This window comes from Idiomarina rhizosphaerae, from assembly GCF_024159085.1.
Taxonomy (GTDB): Bacteria; Pseudomonadota; Gammaproteobacteria; order Enterobacterales; family Alteromonadaceae; genus Idiomarina; species Idiomarina rhizosphaerae.
Window position 1 is genome coordinate 61,434 of the sequence record NZ_JAMZDE010000006.1, and the last position, 17,933, is coordinate 79,366.

Consider the following 17,933-nt stretch of genomic DNA (forward strand, 5'->3'; position numbering starts at 1 on the left):
AAGTTGCAACGTGAGATCCGACCATGAAGGGTCTTTACCCGCGCAAAAATAAGCTTATACTTGCGCCGATTCCCAACTTTGGGGAAGCACGCCGAGCTTCGGCCTGGCTACACAGGAGATGCTATGTTCAAAGCGAGTGAGGTGCTATCCAAACAGCATCAGGCTGAGGACTTAAAGTCCTTACAGCAGGCAATTACTGACAATTATATTGTTGATGAAGACGAATATATGCGTGAGCTGTTGCCGCTGGTTCCTGCCGATGATGATACGGTTAGCGCAGTAACCGAGCGCGCAGCTAAATTAGTTGAGCAAGTGAGGGAACAGGCAGATAACGGCGTCGTCGACGCATTTCTGCAAGAGTACAGCCTAGATACCAAAGAAGGTATTATTTTAATGTGCCTTGCCGAGGCACTATTGCGAATTCCTGATGCTTATACAGCCGACGCGTTAATTCAAGATAAACTCTCCGGCGGAGACTGGCAGAAACATATGGGCCAGAGTGCGTCCTGGTTAGTTAACTCAGGTACCTGGGGGCTGGCACTGACAAACAGTGTGACAAACCCTACGGGTAAAGCCATGGAGACGCCGCGTGGTGCGTTCCGTCGCCTTGTTCGCAAACTCGGTAAACCCATTATTCGCAAGGCTACCTACACAGCCATGCAAATTATGGGTAAGCAGTTTGTACTGGGACGTACCATTGAGGAAGCCTTGAAAGAAAGTCGCGATAACCGTGACAAGGGCTACACTCACGCTTACGACATGCTTGGCGAAGCCGCATTGACAATGAAAGATGCGGAATACTACAAGCAGCAGTACGTCAACTCAATCAAGACGATAACCAAAGAAGAATTCAATAACCCGGATGCGCCGCGCCCGACAATTTCAATTAAATTGTCAGCATTGCACCCTCGTTATGAAGCATCAAATCACGAACGTGTGCTGACTGAGCTGGCCACCACTTTGACGGAATTGGTCAAGCTGGCTAAAGAAGCCGACGTTGGTGTAACCATTGATGCTGAAGAAGCCGACCGCCACGAGCTTTCAATGGAGCTGTTTGAGAAAGTCTACCGCAGCGGCGTCTGTAAAGGCTGGCCACGTTTTGGTTTGGTTGTACAGGCTTACTCGAAGCGTGCACTACCAACCTTGTGCTGGATAACCGCACTCGCCAAAGAGTGTGGCGATGAAATTCCTGTACGCTTGGTAAAAGGGGCTTATTGGGATAACGAAATTAAGTGGACCCAGGAAAATGGTTTGCTTGGCTACCCGGTATTTACCCGTAAGTCACACAGCGATATTTCATACCTGGCCTGTGCCCGTTACTTACTGAGTGACGACACCGACGGTGCTATCTACCCGCAATTCGCGACTCACAACGCGCAAACCTTTATGGCCATTCAACAAATGAATGAGACCCATCAGCGTCGCATTGAGTATCAGCGTTTGCACGGTATGGGTGATAGCTTATACGACACCATAATGGAACAAAATCCAGGTATGGTGGTACGTATCTACGCACCGGTCGGGCCTCACAAAGATTTGTTACCGTATTTAGTTCGCCGGCTTTTAGAGAACGGTGCTAACTCGTCGTTTGTCCACAAGCTGCTAGATGCAGACACCCCGGTCAATGACTTAGTCGAGCATCCGATGAAAACCGCGTCCGGCTACGAAAAATACGCAAACAGCAAAATTCCACTTCCCTCAGAAATGTATGGGGATCGCACAAATTCATTAGGATTGAATATGAATATTCACTCACAAGCAGATGATTTTATTGCAGCGGTTCAACAATACCGTGACAAACAATGGCAAGGCGGCCCCATCGTTGATGGGAAAACCATAGAAACCGACCACCATGTCAGTATTACCAGCCCTCAGGAAACCTCTAAGCAGGTTGGCAGTATCTACTGGGGTGATAAAAAGCTTTCGGAGCAGGCACTGAAAAGTGCGAACGCTGCCTATAAATCCTGGCGTAACGTTCCTACCGAAGAGCGGGCGAAATGCTTAGAAAACTTCGCTGACTTAATGGAAGCGAACCGTAACGAGCTTATCGCTCTGTGCTCGGTAGAAGCAGGTAAAGGCTTACAGGACGGTATCGACGAAGTTCGCGAGGCAGTTGATTTCTGTCGCTATTACGCCAATCAAGCGCGTGAACTCATGGGTGGCCCTATTCAGTTACCGGGTCCAACAGGCGAAGACAATGAGTTATTTGTTGAAGGCCGTGGAACTTTCATCTGTATTAGCCCCTGGAACTTCCCTCTTGCGATTTTCGTGGGTCAGGTTGCAGCCGCTTTGGTTACCGGTAACTCAGTTATTGCTAAACCGGCAGAGCAAACTGGGCTTATCGCATACCGCGCAGTGCAGCTGGCTTTAGAAGCGGGTATTCCAGGTAACGTACTGCACTTTATGCCGGGCAGTGGTGCCGAAGTCGGTAGCTACCTAACCAGTCAGGAAGATATTGGCGGTGTTTGCTTCACCGGTTCAACTTATACCGCTCAGGCCATTAACCGCGCGCTAGCGGCTCGCACGGGCCCAATTGTCCCATTGGTTGCTGAAACCGGCGGACAAAACGCTATGATGGTTGACTCCACCGCTCTGCCGGAACAGGTTGTTACCGATATCGTTGCCAGTGCCTTCCAGAGTGCAGGACAGCGCTGTTCAGCCCTGCGAGTTCTGTTCGTACAGGATGATGTCGCTGATCGTGTTCTCGACTTACTGCGTGGCGCTATGGAAGAGCTGAAAGTTGGTGATCCGCTGTTGCATGAAACCGACGTTGGTCCAGTTATTGACGGCATTGCAAAAACCAACCTGGAACAACACATATCTGATATCCAGCAAGCTGGCCGTCTGATTGCTCGCGCGCCGCTGCCAGATTACGCTATGGGCGGTACCTTTGTTGCGCCGACAGCAATCGAAATTGACAGTATCAGCCAGTTGGTGAAAGAAAACTTCGGTCCTATTCTGCACGTTATTCGCTTTAAAACGAGTGAAATTGACGAGGTTATCGAAAGCATCAATAACACAGGCTTTGGTTTAACTTTCGGTATTCACAGCCGTAACGAAACCTTTGCTCACGACGTGGCTAGCCGTATTGATGTGGGTAACGTCTATATTAACCGTAACCAGATAGGTGCCATTGTCGGCGTACAACCATTTGGTGGTCGAGGCATGTCAGGTACCGGACCTAAAGCTGGTGGTCCACACTACCTTACTCGTTTTATTACCGAGAAGACGCGTAGTGATAACATTACGGCCGTTGGTGGTAACGCCACCTTGTTGTCTTTGGACGATTAAAGACCAGCAAGAGACAAAAAAGCCAGCGAGAAATCGCTGGCTTTTTACTTTATTCTTCGTTTATTTCTTCGTAACGTTTTAGCTCTATCTGGTAATTTTCCAGTTGCTGCCTGAGGCTGTCATTTAAAACGACAATAATTTCCTGCCTGCGCCCTTTTTCATCAACAAAACTCAAACCGGCTAAATCCTTTTCATACTGCTGCAATACCGGCGGGCTTTCCAACTGGTAAGTTCTGGGAGGTAAAATTAAGCGCTTTTCCGTTAGCTCAAGGCCTTTATAAAACGCGGCTGGTTGCAATGGCCTGAACTTCACTACAATTGCCATAATAATAGCCATGGTCAATAGTGCGCCTGTAACGATAATCCACAAGGGAACCGCATCGCCGATGTAAATTGCCATCCATATCGCTAAAAAGAAGCCGCCCCAGGCCTGGGGACGGCGACTATCACGATAAAACGTCAGTGCATTGCTTTCTTTTTTTTCGTTTTTAGAATTCATCGTCACTATGTAAGTAAAGGCTTTCACTACCATCTTTTATCGCAGCTGCCAGGCTATGAATGCGAGGCAAAATGCGGGCAAAATAGAAGCGTGCCGTTTTTGCTTTAGTTGCAAGGTATGGCTTGTCGTTTAACAGTGGTTCTGCGGCTATTGCCATTTTTAACCACAGGTAAGCGTACGAAACATAACCTACCAGATGCAGATACTCAACCGCCACACTGTTCACTAAGTTCTCATCACCAGCCGCTTTTTGCAGTACTTCCTCACTGACACCATTGAGGATATTCAGCGCCTGCTGCAATTGCTCACGCTGCTTTATCCATTCATTGCCAGTAGCGCTTTCATCCAGAAAGCTCTGAATTTCTTCGTTAAACGGCTGCAGTAGCTGGCCTTGTGAACCAAAAACTTTACGACCCAGCAAGTCCAGAGCCTGAATACCATTAGTGCCTTCGTATATTTGAGCGATACGCGTATCGCGAACCAGCTGTTCCTGGCCCCATTCTCTGACATAACCATGCCCGCCAAAAACCTGTTGGCCATGAATGGTCGACTCCAGTCCGGTGTCGGTTAAAAACGCTTTCGCAACAGGCGTCAATAAAGCCACCATGGCATCGGCTTTTTGTCTAACCTTGTCATCCCCGGCGTATTTTGAACGATCGAGCTGCTGCCCCACCCAGGTCGAAAACGCGCGACCACCTTCGGTCAAAGACTTCATGGTCAGCAACATACGGCGCACATCGCCGTGCACTAAAATTGAGTCAGCTTCAGCACTGTCGTTACGAGTTGCTTTTGCACCACGGCCCTGAATACGATCTTTAGCGTATTCCAGAGCATTCTGATACGAACGCTCTGCTGCGCCCAGCCCCTGAATACCAACGCCTAATCGCTCATAGTTCATCATGGTAAACATAGCAGGCAAACCTCGATGAGGCTCACCCACCAGCCAGGCCTTTGCACCATCAAAATTCATCACACAGGTTGCTGACGCGTGAATACCCATTTTGTGTTCAATAGAACCGCAGCTAACATTGTTGCGTTCGGTCAGGTTACCCTGCTCGTCGGATAAAAACTTAGGCACAACAAACAACGAAATACCTTTTGTACCCGCCGGTGCATTAGGCAGTTTAGCAAGCACCAGATGTACAATATTGTCGGTTAAGTCGTGCTCACCGCCGGTAATAAATATTTTGGTACCGCTAAGCGAAAAACTGCCATCCTGCGCAGGAATAGCCTTGCTACGAATAATGCCTAAATCCGTTCCGGCATGCGGTTCGGTCAGGCACATGGTGCCTGTCCATTCACCCGATACCATACGTGGTAAGTAATGATTTTTTAGTTCTTCGCTACCATGCGAGTTAATTGCCATGATAGCGCCGGAGGTTAGGCCCGGATAAAGAGAAAAGGCTATGTCCGCGCTGCAAAGCATTTCTTCGTATTGAGCAGATAAAGATTTAGGCAGACCCATACCGCCAAAATCGGGATTTGCCGTTACACCAACCCAGCCACCTTCAGCCAGCTGGCGAAAATTCTCTTTATAGCCTTTAGGTGTTGTCACCTCCCCGTCCTTAAACTTAACACCTTCTTCATCCGCTTCACGGGCTATAGGCGCGACCAAGTTTTCCGCAACTTTTGCACCTTCATCAAGAATAGCGCCAGCGGTTTCAACGTCCATCATGTCGGCAAGTTCCGGAGTCTGCTGCCAGTCATCAGCAACGCGGAATACATCATGCAATACAAAATCCATGTCGTCGCGGGGAGCTCTGTAGTCAGCCATATCATTACCTCTTGTAGAAATTACAAAGCGTTCAAACTAATAATTTAAACGCCTGTTTAAACTTTATCGCACAAGAGTATGAATCCCTTTGCAGGATGTCAATAATTTCTATGGTTGCCAGTCTTCTAAAGCTGGCTGGGAGAATGCCTGTGAGTCTTTAACCAAAACCACCTTTTGCGGCTCTATTCGCAATATTGTCAGCTGATTTAACGCGTCGCCCTCGTACAGTCTCTGGCCATTCAGTTCAATCCACCGCTGCGACGCGCTGGAACGATACATGTGGCTGTCATAACTAAAGGCTGGTATTTGGCTCTGAAACGAGCGTGAAAGTTCACTTAATGAGGGTATCACACTTGTATCGCCTCTATTATCATCGCTACTACTGGTATCATTCACTGCCGCTTCAAAGCGCTGCAACAAGTCTGGCGAAACAGTCGAGAGATCCAGCGCTTGCCGCTGCGACCTCGCTTGTCCAGTTGGCTCCGATTCTAACGATTGCTGTTGACCACCGCTTTGCGTTACTTCAGGCTCTTCCTCCGGAGCGGGTTCGGGTTCAGCTTCCCATTCAACCAATTCAATACTGGCGGTTTCCCCCCACCGGAAACCTTCCGCTTCAGGACCTTGAGACTGGTTTGTTTCACCAAGCCAAACAGCTCCGGCAGAGCCCAGCACTGCGCCGAGAATAAGCGCCAAAGGCCAAAGTAACCAACTCCAGCTACGGCTATGTTTATCGTTAGCCATAAGCGAGGCATCGAGCACCGAGGTTTGTTTTAATAATGGCGACTGTTGTTGCTTTAACGCTTTTAATAAGGATGACATTACTTGCTCTCTTTACTCGCTTTCTTTACCCAATCGGGGCCCAAAGTCAGACGCGCGTGATGCCAGCCATGCCATTGTCGCTTCATCCAGCTTTCCGGTTACCCGCAGCCCCTGGCTTTTTTGCAGTGCTTTAAATTGTTCAGCCGATGACTGACTTTCCCATTCAGGACTCAAGTGTTTTGCCATCTGTTCACGAACCCACTGTTGATGTGCGTCGCCGTTTTCAGCCAACGGCTGTTGATACAAAATAAGAAAAGCACCGTTCCAGCCATTAGTATCTATCGCCGTACCATCGGTTATTAAATCGGCGCTTTTATTTCGCTTATAAAGCAATGCCGGATAGTTAATGCTGCGCAGCTGCTGCAGGCTCTGGTTTAACTCAAGGCAAGCGAGATCATATTGTTCTACCCACTGACAAAAATCCGCATCTACCGGCGGTTCAGGCAAGCCCCAGACACTAGCCAGCTCCTTTGCGGCCTGATATTGACTGCTGGTAGCATCATCCGACGGTCTTTCCGTATTGTTAATTAGGGTGTAACTGCCAATAGCGCTGGCGACAAGAAGCACAAAAGCCCCCGTCCAGCGCCATAAAGCCGAGTGTGGCTGCCGATTTCTGCTATCGGTAGTGCCATTCAGTTCAATATGCGCTTGCTGTATATGCCTTGGCAACACTTCGCTACTGGATTCCGTATAAGCGGCCAGCAATGCCCGGTCACAATAAAGGTTTAATAAACGGGGAATGCCCTGAGTTAACTGATGTGCCTTCCGCCCTGCAGCTGAACTAAATAACGGACGGTTTGCGCCAGCCACCTGCAGGCGATAAGCAATGTAGCGTTGCGTATCCTGCTCGGTCAGCGGCAAAATATGATACCGGGCGGTAATACGCTGTGCCAGTTGACGAAGCTCCTGCCGACGCAGTAAGTCCTGTAATTCCGGCTGACCAATGAGAATGACCCGAAGTAATTTACGATCATGAGTTTCTAAGTTGGTCAGTAACCTCAGCTGCTCCAGAACCTGTGGTCGCAGATGCTGAGCTTCATCAATAAGCACCACACACTGGCGACCATCATCATTGGCTTTCAGAAAAAACTGGCTGAGCTTATCGGTCAGTGTTTTGCGGGTCGCGGAGCGTTTTTGATAACGGATACCAAATTCATCGCACAGGCTGGCAAGCAGTTCATCTTCATTCAACATCGGGTTGAGGATGAACGCAGTTTCTGTTGATTCAGGCAACTGCTCCAGTAACGCTCTGGAGACTGTGGTTTTACCGGTGCCCACTTCCCCGGTTAACAGAATAAAGCCGCCACTGCCTTGCAGCCCTTGCGTCAGGTGTGCCAACGCCTCCTGATGCCGCTCACTCAAATAAAGGTAATTCGGGTCCGGAGCAATAGAAAACGGCTCTGCCTGAAGACCAAAATAGTTTTGATACATATCGGTCCGCTACTGTGCTGATAGTATTATTTGTTCAACAGTGTAACGACTTGCTTGCACATCGACCAGTGATTCGACATGATCATGCCAAACAAAGTTGAGGTGAACAGTGGACGTATACTTAGTCGGCGGCGCAGTACGCGATAAACTCCTAAAATTACCCGTGCACGAACGTGACTGGGTAGTGGTAGGTTCCCGTGCAGAAGACTTGCTCAAGCAGGGGTTCCAGCAAGTTGGTAAAGACTTCCCGGTATTCCTGCACCCCAGTACCCGTGAAGAATACGCGTTGGCCCGTACAGAGAGAAAGTCCGGCAAAGGCCACACCAGCTTTGACGTTTTTGCCTCCCCCGATGTAACTCTGGAGGATGATTTAGCCCGTAGAGATCTTACTATTAACGCCATTGCGCAAAGTGAGGACGGTGAAATAGTCGATCCATACAATGGCGTTCAAGATATTAAAGAGCGCAAGTTACGCCACGTTTCTGAGGCTTTTACTGAGGACCCGCTACGGGTATTAAGAGTGGCACGCTTTGCCGCACGTTTTGCCCACTTAGGTTTTACCGTGGCCGATGAAACTCTGCAACTGCTGCAAGAAATGTCTGCCAGCCAGGAGCTCAGTCACTTAGTCCCGGAGCGGGTCTGGCGGGAATGGGAGAAGTCGCTGGTAACCCAGACACCAACCGTTTTTTTAACTCTGCTTAAAGACATACAGGGGCTTTCTCAGGTGTTGCCCGGAATAACCGCCGATGATTCACAATTGCAGCGTTTGCAAAGAACATCGACTTACTCCGATTCGGCGACACTGAGATTTGCCAGCTTGTTTATAGAGCAGACAACCCCTGAGAGCCTGAAGCAGTTCTGTCGGCAACTGGCTATTCCGAATCACTACCGTGACTGCGCTTTGCTGGCTAGAAATCATGAGGATTTTATTACTTCACCGGAGCTCCCCGAAAAAGTCCAACTGGCAGCAATACTGAAACAAATTGACTACTGGCGTCGTCCCGAAAAGCTCGAGCAATTACTGCAGTTAAGGCAAGCTGAATATAGTGAATCTACGCAACAGCAAAGTATCGCTGTTCAGCATAAAAAGTTACGTTCGGGGGCAGAACAAGCAGCAGCGCTTAATGCTGAGACTTTGCAGCAACAGGGCTTTACCGGTAAAGCCCTGGGCGATGCCTTACGCGAACAGCGTGAGCAGATACTTGCTGAAGCATTGAATTAGTCATCCAGCCAATGAGTATCACTAATCGGCTCTAATTGTTGCGGCGAGTCTTTATGGGTCTGCTGGTATTGTTCCCACAACTGCTGGTAACTTACATTTAAAAGCGGATGCAGACGGCTTCCGACAATTTCAGCCAGCGGCCAGAGCACAAAAGCATTTTCAAGAATTTCGCCACGGGGTAACTGCGGCTGTTGCTCCCGAATGACGTCATCATACAACAATACATCAATGTCTAATGTTCGCGGACTGAACTTGGCACTGCCCGGAATCCTTCCGTTTTCCTGCTCAATGCGCTTACATTCAGCCAGAACTTCGGTAACAGAAAGGTCAGTTTCTACTTCGACCACCAGGTTGTAAAAATCACTGCCGGAAAACCCCACCGAGGCACTGCAAAAAATTCTGGAGCGTTGCTGCCAGGTAAAGCTCTTTGCAATGGCTTTCAGCCCTGCCCGAATGTGCTTTTCACGATCCGTATTAGAGCCTATTCCGAAAAAAACTTGCGCCACAACTTATCCTCTTACCCAAATGGACTGTCAAAAACGCTTCGGCGAACTGTTACGGCGACCGTTTTAGCATTAGCCACAGCTCCGGGTTTAGCCACCCGAACTTCAACGTTTTGTACTCCAAATTCATTCAAAATGAGGCCGGCAACACCTTCCGCAACCGTTTCTATAAGCTGACGCGGTTTTTCAGTTACCCAGGCAGACACCCGTTCGCTCACCAGTGCATAATCTAAAGCGTCATCGATATTGTCGGTGGTTGCCGCGCGCTGGTTGTCCCAGCTCATCTGAATATCCAGCACCAACTGCTGCTTTTTTTCTTTTTCCCAGTCATAGACACCAATGATGGTCTCTACGGTTAAGCCTTCAATGCTAACGACATCAATATCTGCTTGTTCCATTTGTGTTAACCCGTGGTAATTGCCCAAAAAACCGCTTATTCTAGGGGCATTGACTTTTAATCGCAGTCTACCTTAATCAACGAGGGATTCGTACCCCATGACAGCGCTTACTTTACTGATGATACTTTCAGCCTACCTTCTGGGCTCTATCAGTAGCGCTGTGGTTATCTGCCGACTTTGGGGCTTACCTGACCCGCGCAAAGAAGGCTCGGGCAACCCCGGAACAACCAATGTTTACCGGGTTGGCGGGAAAATCCCTGCGTTATTAACCCTATGGTTTGATGTTTTAAAAGGTATGGTTCCGGTCTGGGGGTCTTATTTTTTAGGTATAGAGCCGTTTTTCCTGGGCCTAATTGCTGTTGCTGCCTGTCTTGGCCACATTTTCCCGCTCTACTTCCATTTTCGTGGCGGCAAAGCAGTTGCTACCGCATTAGGGGCTATGTTTCCGGTAGCCTGGGAGATGGCTTTGCTGCTTATTGCAACCTGGTTACTGGTTTTCCGTATAAGCCGGGTATCTTCTTTAGCGGCTTTAGTAACCGTTTGCCTGGCACCCTTTTATGCCTATTGGATAAAACCCCAATACACGGTGCCGGTTATTATGATTTCACTATTGATACTATGGCGTCACCAGGCCAATATTTTACGTTTGACCTCCGGCGAAGAAAAAGCCTTTAAACGGCGTCGCTAATATTCGCCATCGGTTTCAAATCTGTCATCGGCCATCTTGGATGTGTTTTTACTGCCAATGACTCACGTTCCCCCGCTTGTAAACGCAGAGCGCCAGCTAAGGCGATCATTGCGCCGTTGTCGGTACAAAATTCCGTGCGGGGATAAAACACCTGACCCTTCTGTTTTTCTAGTAAAACTTCAAGTTTTGCGCGTAAATGCTTATTGGCACTAACACCACCGGCAACGACCAAACGCTTGTAGCCGGTTTCTTTTAGCGCCCGGCGACATTTAATCACCAGCGTATCAACCACCGCATCTTCAAATGCCCGCGCAATATCCGCCAGGGTCTGCTCATCACTGTCATTAGCAGCCAAAGTGTTGGCCGCGGAAGTTTTCAAACCACTGAAGGAAAAGTTAAGGCCAGGCCTGTCTGTCATTGGTCTGGGAAAGGTAAAGCGGTCGCTGTTGCCCTGTTCAGCCAAAGCCGCCAGTCGCGGTCCTCCCGGATAATCCAGCCCCATTAGTTTGGCGGTTTTATCAAAAGCTTCACCGGCGGCATCGTCTACTGATTCGCCCAGTAACTGGTATCCGCCTATACCTTTTACTTGTACCAGTTGAGTATGCCCACCTGATACAAGCAAAGCGACAAAAGGAAATTCGGGCTGGTTTTCTTCCAGCATGGGCGCCAGCAAATGGCCTTCCATATGGTGAACCCCAACCGCCGGTAGGTTCCAGCCAAAAGCCAGGCTGCGGCCGATGCAGGCACCAACTAACAACGCACCAACTAATCCCGGACCCATAGTATAGGCAATGCCATCCAGTTGTTGATGTGTGATACCCGCTTCTTTTAGAGCAGCTTTAATCAGCGGTAGGGTTTTACGTACGTGGTCACGAGATGCCAGTTCAGGTACAACGCCACCATAGTCAGCGTGCAGTTTCACCTGCGAATACAACTGGTGTGCTAATAAGCCCTTTTCGGTGTCGTACACCGCAACGCCAGTTTCGTCACAAGACGTTTCAATACCCAATACCCGCATAGTACTAACCAATTCTGCTATTTACCGACAATTGACGCTATTTTACCTGATTTTCATTCTCATGACTCGCCTTACAGGAAAAGTTATGCCACTTTATAAAAAACATAAAAACAACAAAGGCTTTAGCATGAGACAACTCTTTGCATTTCTATTTATTCTGACCTTATCGGCCTGTCAGACATCACCGACAGAGCAGCACAAGTTTTCCTGGCAGGACGCCTCTGTTATCGAATTGCAAAACGCCATGACCAATGGTGATTTAAGCGCCGAACAACTCACACAATATTACCTGCAGCGTATCAATACTCATAATCGTCAGGGTGCTAACTTGCGAGCGGTAAACAGCGTAAATAAGAACGCTCTGACAGATGCTAGACGGCTTGATGAGGAACGCGAACAAGGCAAGATTCGCGGTCCATTACACGGTATTCCTGTTCTTTTAAAAGACAACATTGATACCGCCGACGGTATGGCAAATACCGGGGGTTCATTATTGTTCGCAGAAAACTACCCGGAAGATGATGCATTTCTTGTACAACAACTACGTGATGCCGGCGCTATTATTCTAGGTAAGGCCAACTTAAGTGAGTGGGCGAATTTTCGTTCGACCCGCTCGAGCTCGGGCTGGAGTGCTATCGGTGGTCAGGCGGTCAATCCGTACGACACAACTCGTTCCACTTGTGGCTCCAGTGCAGGTTCCGCTACCGCCGTTGCTGCCGATTTAGTCGCACTTGCGGTAGGTACCGAAACCGACGGCTCGCTAACCTGTCCGGCCGCGGTTAATGGTATAGTTACCATCAAGCCTACGCTGGGCCTTATCAGTCGTGATGGCATCATTCCTATTGCACACAGCCAGGATACCGCAGGCCCGATGGCCCGTAGCGTAGCCGGAGCCACCTTAATGCTGGATGCGATGCAAGCTTACGATCCGGATGACCCCGCGGGCTATCGTACTGAAACGAATTTTGCTTCGCATTTAAAAACAGACGGACTCAAAGGCAAGCGTATTGGTGTGGTTCGCAACTTAATGGGTTATAACGAATTACTAGACCAACAGTTCGAACAACAACTTTCGGTTTTGAAAGCTCAGGAAGCTGAAATTGTTGACGTTGAGATGGCAACCTACGGTGAATATGGCGGTGATGAATTTACCGTGCTGCTGTATGAGTTTAAACAGGATATGGCGGCTTACCTGAGCAGCACGAATCTGCCCTATAACAATTTAAGCGATATGATAGCGGCAAATAATGAATTGCCTGAGCAGGAATTGTCACTATTTGGTCAGGAACTTTTTGAAATGGCAGAGGCTCAGGATGACGAAGCCGCTTACCAGAAAGCGTTGGCCAAAAGTAAAAAACTGGCGGGTAAAGAAGGCATCGATGCCATGCTTCAGGAGAACAATATCGACCTACTAATAGCTCCGACAACAAGCCCAGCCTGGAAAATTGATCACGTAATTGGCGACAACTATTCAGGCTCGGCCAGTTCACCGGCGGCCGTTGCCGGATATCCGCACATATCAGTGCCAATGGGTTATATCCAAATTGGAGACGAACCCGCCCTACCGGTAGGTATCAGCTTCTTTGGTGCCGCACGCTCTGAGGCCACGCTCATAGAAGCGGCATTCGCCTACGAACAAGCGACAAAACACCGTAAACCACCTAATCTGGTTGTAACTGACTAAGGTTGAGTTTACGAGTATCGAGCGGCCGGCCGTCGACATCGCGGAGTGTTAGTTCCAGTTCCGGCTGCTCTTTCCAAATAACTTCAATTTGACCGTAACGGCTTTCAGCATAAGCCTCACCGTCGCGATAACTAGATGAGTAAGGCGTTTCACCATCAAAGTTAATGGACCCAGGCGTCACCTGCCAGAGCGGATAAGACAGGAATTCATCTGACTTAGCGAACTCGCCGAACAAGCGGTCACCACTGGCCAACAGTACCCCCGAAGGCTTCAATTCAGTCAGCAACTCTTTTAAACGTTTCTGTTCACGCAGATAAAGTGCCCAGCTGTCATAGCCGTTAGCAGGAGCTATGACTGGCGTAGAACTCATAATAATGCGGACTTCCGCGGGCTTTTGTAATTGCTCCGCAAGCCACTGCCACTGTTCATCACCCAGCAAATCGCCCGTATTATTAGACTGATAGGGGCCTAGGTCAGCATTAAATCGGCGAGTCTGACGCTCTACCCAGCCCACCTGACTCAGTGGGTCACGGTTCCAGCGACCGTCCAGAACAATAACCTGCACGCGTTGCGGTTCATTACCAAAAATTACGCTCTTTGCAATACCATGACTTTGAAACAGCCGTTCCGAGGTTGCCGGCTCACGCCAAAAGGTCAGAAAGTGGTTGCGAACGGCATAGCGATTGGGGTTATCTTTTCCGCTCTTGCCATCCAGACTGTAATCGTTACGGTTCCAGACCGACATAACCGCAGAGTTGCGCCGCAGAACCCGTGGCCCGCGGTAACGGTTAAACACCTCATAAGCATCCAGTAAATCATCCATGTCACCGGCGTTCTCATCGATAGTATCGCCCAGAAACACAAAGACTTCAGGCTGCGCATGATTAATAGCATCCCAGACTTCCTGTCGCTTGGTATGGTCAATGCAACAGCCAAAAGCCACTCGTGTTGTCTGCTGCGCGGGCGCACTAAACGCCACAGCCAACAGCAGAAGCAGCCAAACGCTCCGTATTAGCATTAGAAATCCTCTTTAGTCACCGCACAGCGGCGTGCCTCTTCTGCATCTATATCGCCACGAGCCAGTAATTTCTTGAGTGCCTGATCTAATGTTTGCATGCCCCGCTCTGCTCCAGTTTGAATAGAGGAGTACATTTGCGCCACTTTGTCTTCTCGAATCAAGTTTTTAATAGCTGGCGATGACAGCATAATTTCATGTGCGGCAACACGACCACCGCCAACTCGTTTTAGCAAGCTCTGCGAGATAACCGCACGTAAAGATTCTGACAGCATGGAGCGGATCATCGGTTTATCATCGCCCGGAAATACGTCAATAATGCGGTCGATAGTTTTAGGTGCAGAAGTTGTATGCAAGGTACCTAAAACTAAATGCCCGGTTTCGGCTGCCGTCATAGCTAAACGGATGGTTTCTAAATCGCGCATTTCACCCACCAGAATCACATCAGGATCTTCACGCAGTGCTGAGCGCAGGGCCGCACTGAAACTGCGAGTATCCCGATGAATTTCACGCTGGCTGACCAAGCTTTTCTGGTTATCGTGCACAAATTCAATAGGGTCTTCTATGGTCAAAATATGCAGCGCCCGGTTTTGGTTCAAATAATTAACCATGGCCGCTAGTGTGGTTGATTTACCCGAGCCGGTCGGTCCGGTTACTAACACTAACCCCCGGTTGGCACTGACAATGTCCTTAAATATTTCCGGAGCATCCAGTTGCTCTAAAGTGGTGACTTCGGCAGGTATCATACGAAAAGCGGCGGCAATGCCTTTGCGCTGGGTAAACACGTTGGCACGGAAACGCGCAACGCCTTCTATTTCAAAGGAAAAATCACACTCAAATTTTTCCTCGAACTCCTGCCACTGGCCTTTGGTCATCACCTCAAACAACATGTCTTTCAGCTCATCCGGCTGATGCTCGGGTTGATTTAGCGGACGAATGTCCCCATCCACTCTAATCATAGGGACACTGCCGGAGGACAAATGTAAGTCCGAGGCATTTTGTTTCACACTGAAGGCCAGTAATTCGTTAACATTCATATATCTTATCCCTGAATAAGTGAGATGCCGGTGGCAATGACAACTAAGGTAGCAGAAAAGATAACAAATAATCTCGCGAAAATACGTCAGCAATTGCAGATTTTATCTGAAGAATCGCCACACCAGCAGTCGGTCAAATTGCTGGCGGTGAGTAAAAAACATTCTTTAGAAGCGATAAAAGCCGCTATTGCCGCCGGGCAAATGCATTTTGGCGAAAACTATGTTCAGGAAGCCGTTGATAAAATTACTCAGCTAAAAGAACAAACTACTGAGCCGGTGCAGTGGCATTTTATCGGCCCGGTTCAGTCGAACAAAACAAAAGACATAGCTCAGCACTTTGACTGGGTACAGAGCGTAGAGCGGGAAAAAATCGCTCGTCGTCTCAATGAGCAGCGCCCCGACGATTCGCAGCAGCTCAACCTGTTATTGCAGGTTAATATTGATGATGACGACAATAAATCGGGTTTAGCTCCCGAGCAGGTTGATGCTTTAGCGGAATACGTTATGAATTGCCCTAAACTAAAGTTACGCGGTTTAATGACTATTCTTAAAGCTGGGACAACAGAAGACGAACGGAAAAAAAGCTTTCAGCACATGTATAAGCTCTACCAACAGTTGCAGCAAACTTATGGCGAGCAAATTGATACCTTATCTATGGGTATGTCCGCTGATATGCGACAAGCGGTGCTTGAGGGTGCTAACATGGTACGTATTGGAACAGCAATTTTTGGAGAACGGGAGTCCTAATGAACGACATTCGGAATATTGCCTTTATTGGCGCAGGAAACATGACACAAAGCATTGTCGGCGGTATGTGCAAAAGCGGTTACCCTGCTGACAAAGTCTGGGTCAGCAACCCCAGTGACGCCAAGTTAGAAAAAATGAAGTCCGAACTGGGTGTGAACACCAGCAACGATAATCTGGAAGTGGTGAATAACGCTGATGCTATCGTACTGTCGGTTAAACCTCAGTTAATGGCAGAAGTTTGTGCTCACTTACGTGAAAACGTGCACAATCTGACTGACAAGCTCATTATCACCATTGCTGCAGGTATCCGTATTCCTAAGTATCGCGAGTATTTAGGCGAAAACATCCGTATTATCCGGGTTATGCCAAATACGCCGTCACTGGTAGGCCAGGGCATGTCAGGTTTAGTCACAGATGACTCTGTTGACGAAGCGGATAAAAACTTTGTAACCGAAGCCTTTAATGGCGTAGGTGAAACACTCTGGGTTAGTGACGAAGATCAACTCGATATTCTTGGCGCCGTAGCAGGCAGCGGACCAGCTTACTTTTTCGAGTTTATGGACAGCCTGGCAAAAGCCGCGACTGAGCTTGGTTTTGATGCAGAAAAAGCGCGCGCTATGGTTCAGCAAACCTGCTTAGGTGCCGCTCAAATGGCCAAGGAAAGTGAATTGTCGCTGGAAGACTTGCGCAAACAAGTCACCAGTAAAGGCGGCTCCACGGCTAAGGGTGTTGAAGCTTATCAAGACTCAGACTTACACGGTATTTCGGAAAAAGCGGTAAAAGCCGCCGTTAACCGTAATCAGGAAATGGCGAAACTCTTTTAGGAGTCATTATGAATAACGCCCTTACATTTTTAGTCGCAACCATAATTGACCTGTATTTGGTCATAGTACTTTTGCGACTATGGATGCAGTTAACTCAAGCTGACTTTTACAACCCGGTCAGCCAGTTTGTTTATAAGGCAACCCAGCCTGTAGTGGGTCCGCTGCGAAGCTTTATGCCAATGCTGGGCAAGCTGGACACAGCTAGCTTAATTTTTGCATTGGCATTAGGCATGCTGAAAGTAGCGGCTCTGGTCTGGCTTAACAATTTAGTTGTCGACCCGCTGGTGATTGTTATTCAGGGAATATTAACGGCTGTAAGCAGTTTGCTGTCAATGTTGTTCTGGGTACTGGTTATTCGGGCAATACTCAGCTGGTTCTCACAGGGGTACAACCCGGTAGAAGCCATGCTACACCAAATCACAGAGCCGTTATTAGCGCCTGTACGTAAAATTCTTCCTCCAATTGGAGGCTTAGATTTATCGGTACTGGTTGTCATTATTGCACTGCAATTTTTACGCATATTAATTGGTGTTTAAAGCTACTGGTGGAGGAAAAAGTGATGAGTAAAACATTCTTTGTTAAAACAGTAATGACTATGTCTTTGCTATTTTCAGGCATTGTTATGGCCGAACAGAAAGAGACGCTCGGCGACTGGGATGTTCACTACAGCGCTTTTAACTCCACCTCTTTATCTCCCGCTATTGCGACGCAATACGACTTAACCCGTAGTGCATCGAAAGGCGTTATCAATATTGCGGTATTGGATAAAAAGACTCAAAAAGCGCAAACACCAGAAGTAACAGGGCAAGTGGTTAATCCGCTGGGACAAATACAGGAGCTCGATTTTCAACAGGTGACTGAAGGTGATGCCAGTTATTACCTGGCTCAGTTTGAGCACTCTAATGCCGAAACCCTGCGTTTTACCATTCAGGTTGGTGAACATCAGTTTAAATTTAACCAGGAGTTCTGGTTAAACGATTAGC

General features: G+C 48.4%; 17 protein-coding genes. 8 read left to right on the top strand and 9 right to left on the bottom strand.

Annotation, left to right across the window (positions count from 1 at the left end):
- The first annotated feature begins 123 nt into the window (after nucleotides 1-123).
- The gene (putA, locus tag NJR55_RS05980) at nucleotides 124-3,291 is read left to right on the top strand and encodes a bifunctional proline dehydrogenase/L-glutamate gamma-semialdehyde dehydrogenase PutA (RefSeq protein WP_253618679.1); all 3,168 of its coding nucleotides are present in this window, start codon (nucleotides 124-126) and stop codon (nucleotides 3,289-3,291) included.
- A gap of 49 nt (nucleotides 3,292-3,340) precedes the next feature.
- On the opposite strand, the gene NJR55_RS05985 is transcribed toward putA, so the two are convergent.
- From NJR55_RS05985 to NJR55_RS06000, 4 genes are all read right to left on the bottom strand, one after another.
- Nucleotides 3,341-3,790: a hypothetical protein gene (locus NJR55_RS05985; protein WP_253618681.1), complete on the bottom strand. Its 450-nt coding sequence runs from the start codon at nucleotides 3,788-3,790 to the stop codon at nucleotides 3,341-3,343.
- The gene (locus NJR55_RS05990; RefSeq protein ID WP_253618690.1) at nucleotides 3,780-5,564 is read right to left on the bottom strand and encodes an acyl-CoA dehydrogenase C-terminal domain-containing protein; all 1,785 of its coding nucleotides are present in this window, start codon (nucleotides 5,562-5,564) and stop codon (nucleotides 3,780-3,782) included. The genes NJR55_RS05985 and NJR55_RS05990 overlap by 11 nt, the downstream gene beginning before the upstream one ends.
- Nucleotides 5,565-5,672: 108 nt before the next feature.
- On the bottom strand, nucleotides 5,673-6,383 hold the full coding sequence (locus tag NJR55_RS05995; protein WP_253618692.1) for a general secretion pathway protein GspB: 711 nt from the start codon (nucleotides 6,381-6,383) through the stop codon (nucleotides 5,673-5,675).
- Nucleotides 6,384-6,395: 12 nt separating this feature from the next.
- Nucleotides 6,396-7,814 carry an ExeA family protein gene (locus NJR55_RS06000; RefSeq protein ID WP_253618694.1) on the bottom strand — a complete coding sequence of 473 codons (1,419 nt, stop codon included), beginning with the start codon at nucleotides 7,812-7,814 and terminating at the stop codon, nucleotides 6,396-6,398.
- Nucleotides 7,815-7,923: 109 nt separating this feature from the next.
- On the opposite strand from NJR55_RS06000, the gene NJR55_RS06005 reads away from it, so the two are divergent.
- A complete protein-coding gene (locus NJR55_RS06005) occupies nucleotides 7,924-9,036 on the top strand; it encodes a tRNA nucleotidyltransferase/poly(A) polymerase-related protein (RefSeq protein WP_253618696.1) in 1,113 nt (370 codons plus the stop codon).
- Here NJR55_RS06005 and folK read toward each other — a convergent pair.
- The gene (gene folK, locus NJR55_RS06010) at nucleotides 9,033-9,542 is read right to left on the bottom strand and encodes a 2-amino-4-hydroxy-6-hydroxymethyldihydropteridine diphosphokinase (RefSeq protein ID WP_253618698.1); all 510 of its coding nucleotides are present in this window, start codon (nucleotides 9,540-9,542) and stop codon (nucleotides 9,033-9,035) included. The two genes, NJR55_RS06005 and folK, sit on opposite strands and share 4 nt — an antisense overlap.
- Before the next feature lie 11 nt (nucleotides 9,543-9,553).
- Nucleotides 9,554-9,937, bottom strand: a complete 384-nt coding sequence (gene folB / locus NJR55_RS06015) for a dihydroneopterin aldolase (protein WP_253618700.1) — start codon at nucleotides 9,935-9,937, stop codon at nucleotides 9,554-9,556.
- 97 nt (nucleotides 9,938-10,034) lie between these two features.
- Here folB and plsY point away from each other — a divergent pair, with 97 nt between their 5' ends.
- Nucleotides 10,035-10,625 carry a glycerol-3-phosphate 1-O-acyltransferase PlsY gene (gene plsY, locus NJR55_RS06020; RefSeq protein ID WP_253618702.1) on the top strand — a complete coding sequence of 197 codons (591 nt, stop codon included), beginning with the start codon at nucleotides 10,035-10,037 and terminating at the stop codon, nucleotides 10,623-10,625.
- Here the strand turns inward: plsY and tsaD are convergent.
- Nucleotides 10,609-11,643, bottom strand: coding sequence for a tRNA (adenosine(37)-N6)-threonylcarbamoyltransferase complex transferase subunit TsaD (gene tsaD, locus NJR55_RS06025; RefSeq protein ID WP_253618704.1), 1,035 nt, complete (start codon nucleotides 11,641-11,643; stop codon nucleotides 10,609-10,611). The two genes, plsY and tsaD, sit on opposite strands and share 17 nt — an antisense overlap.
- 85 nt (nucleotides 11,644-11,728) lie before the next feature.
- Between tsaD and NJR55_RS06030 the strand changes: the two genes are divergently transcribed.
- Entirely contained in the window at nucleotides 11,729-13,327 is a 1,599-nt protein-coding gene (locus NJR55_RS06030) for an amidase (RefSeq protein WP_253618706.1), read from the top strand.
- Here NJR55_RS06030 and NJR55_RS06035 read toward each other — a convergent pair.
- Both NJR55_RS06035 and NJR55_RS06040 read right to left on the bottom strand, forming a co-directional pair.
- Nucleotides 13,305-14,345: a metallophosphoesterase family protein gene (locus NJR55_RS06035; protein ID WP_253618708.1), complete on the bottom strand. Its 1,041-nt coding sequence runs from the start codon at nucleotides 14,343-14,345 to the stop codon at nucleotides 13,305-13,307. The genes NJR55_RS06030 and NJR55_RS06035 overlap by 23 nt on opposite strands.
- Complete coding sequence (locus NJR55_RS06040) at nucleotides 14,345-15,379, bottom strand: type IV pilus twitching motility protein PilT (RefSeq protein WP_253618710.1); 1,035 nt, start codon at nucleotides 15,377-15,379, stop codon at nucleotides 14,345-14,347. Before NJR55_RS06040 ends, NJR55_RS06035 begins: the two co-directional genes overlap by 1 nt.
- Before the next feature lie 36 nt (nucleotides 15,380-15,415).
- On the opposite strand from NJR55_RS06040, the gene NJR55_RS06045 reads away from it, so the two are divergent.
- From NJR55_RS06045 to NJR55_RS06060, 4 genes are read left to right on the top strand one after another with little or no spacing between them, the layout of a single operon-like run.
- A complete protein-coding gene (locus NJR55_RS06045; protein ID WP_253618712.1) occupies nucleotides 15,416-16,126 on the top strand; it encodes a YggS family pyridoxal phosphate-dependent enzyme in 711 nt (236 codons plus the stop codon).
- Nucleotides 16,126-16,950, top strand: coding sequence for a pyrroline-5-carboxylate reductase (proC, locus tag NJR55_RS06050; RefSeq protein WP_011235203.1), 825 nt, complete (start codon nucleotides 16,126-16,128; stop codon nucleotides 16,948-16,950). Before NJR55_RS06045 ends, proC begins: the two co-directional genes overlap by 1 nt.
- Before the next feature lie 8 nt (nucleotides 16,951-16,958).
- Complete coding sequence (locus NJR55_RS06055; protein WP_253618714.1) at nucleotides 16,959-17,486, top strand: YggT family protein; 528 nt, start codon at nucleotides 16,959-16,961, stop codon at nucleotides 17,484-17,486.
- 23 nt (nucleotides 17,487-17,509) lie between these two features.
- Complete coding sequence (locus NJR55_RS06060; RefSeq protein ID WP_253618716.1) at nucleotides 17,510-17,932, top strand: DUF4426 domain-containing protein; 423 nt, start codon at nucleotides 17,510-17,512, stop codon at nucleotides 17,930-17,932.
- Nucleotide 17,933 lies beyond the last annotated feature (1 nt).

Coding starts and splice junctions, on each gene's coding strand:
- NJR55_RS06045 (WP_253618712.1), top strand. CDS start 15,416: ATGACAACTAAGGTAGCAGAAAAGATAACAAATAATCTCGCGAAAATA.
- folB (WP_253618700.1), bottom strand. CDS start 9,937: ATGGAACAAGCAGATATTGATGTCGTTAGCATTGAAGGCTTAACCGTA.
- NJR55_RS06030 (WP_253618706.1), top strand. CDS start 11,729: ATGCCACTTTATAAAAAACATAAAAACAACAAAGGCTTTAGCATGAGA.
- NJR55_RS06055 (WP_253618714.1), top strand. CDS start 16,959: ATGAATAACGCCCTTACATTTTTAGTCGCAACCATAATTGACCTGTAT.
- NJR55_RS06035 (WP_253618708.1), bottom strand. CDS start 14,345: ATGCTAATACGGAGCGTTTGGCTGCTTCTGCTGTTGGCTGTGGCGTTT.
- NJR55_RS06000 (WP_253618694.1), bottom strand. CDS start 7,814: ATGTATCAAAACTATTTTGGTCTTCAGGCAGAGCCGTTTTCTATTGCT.
- NJR55_RS06060 (WP_253618716.1), top strand. CDS start 17,510: ATGAGTAAAACATTCTTTGTTAAAACAGTAATGACTATGTCTTTGCTA.
- proC (WP_011235203.1), top strand. CDS start 16,126: ATGAACGACATTCGGAATATTGCCTTTATTGGCGCAGGAAACATGACA.
- putA (WP_253618679.1), top strand. CDS start 124: ATGTTCAAAGCGAGTGAGGTGCTATCCAAACAGCATCAGGCTGAGGAC.
- NJR55_RS05990 (WP_253618690.1), bottom strand. CDS start 5,564: ATGGCTGACTACAGAGCTCCCCGCGACGACATGGATTTTGTATTGCAT.
- plsY (WP_253618702.1), top strand. CDS start 10,035: ATGACAGCGCTTACTTTACTGATGATACTTTCAGCCTACCTTCTGGGC.
- NJR55_RS06040 (WP_253618710.1), bottom strand. CDS start 15,379: ATGAATGTTAACGAATTACTGGCCTTCAGTGTGAAACAAAATGCCTCG.
- NJR55_RS05995 (WP_253618692.1), bottom strand. CDS start 6,383: ATGTCATCCTTATTAAAAGCGTTAAAGCAACAACAGTCGCCATTATTA.
- NJR55_RS05985 (WP_253618681.1), bottom strand. CDS start 3,790: ATGAATTCTAAAAACGAAAAAAAAGAAAGCAATGCACTGACGTTTTAT.
- tsaD (WP_253618704.1), bottom strand. CDS start 11,643: ATGCGGGTATTGGGTATTGAAACGTCTTGTGACGAAACTGGCGTTGCG.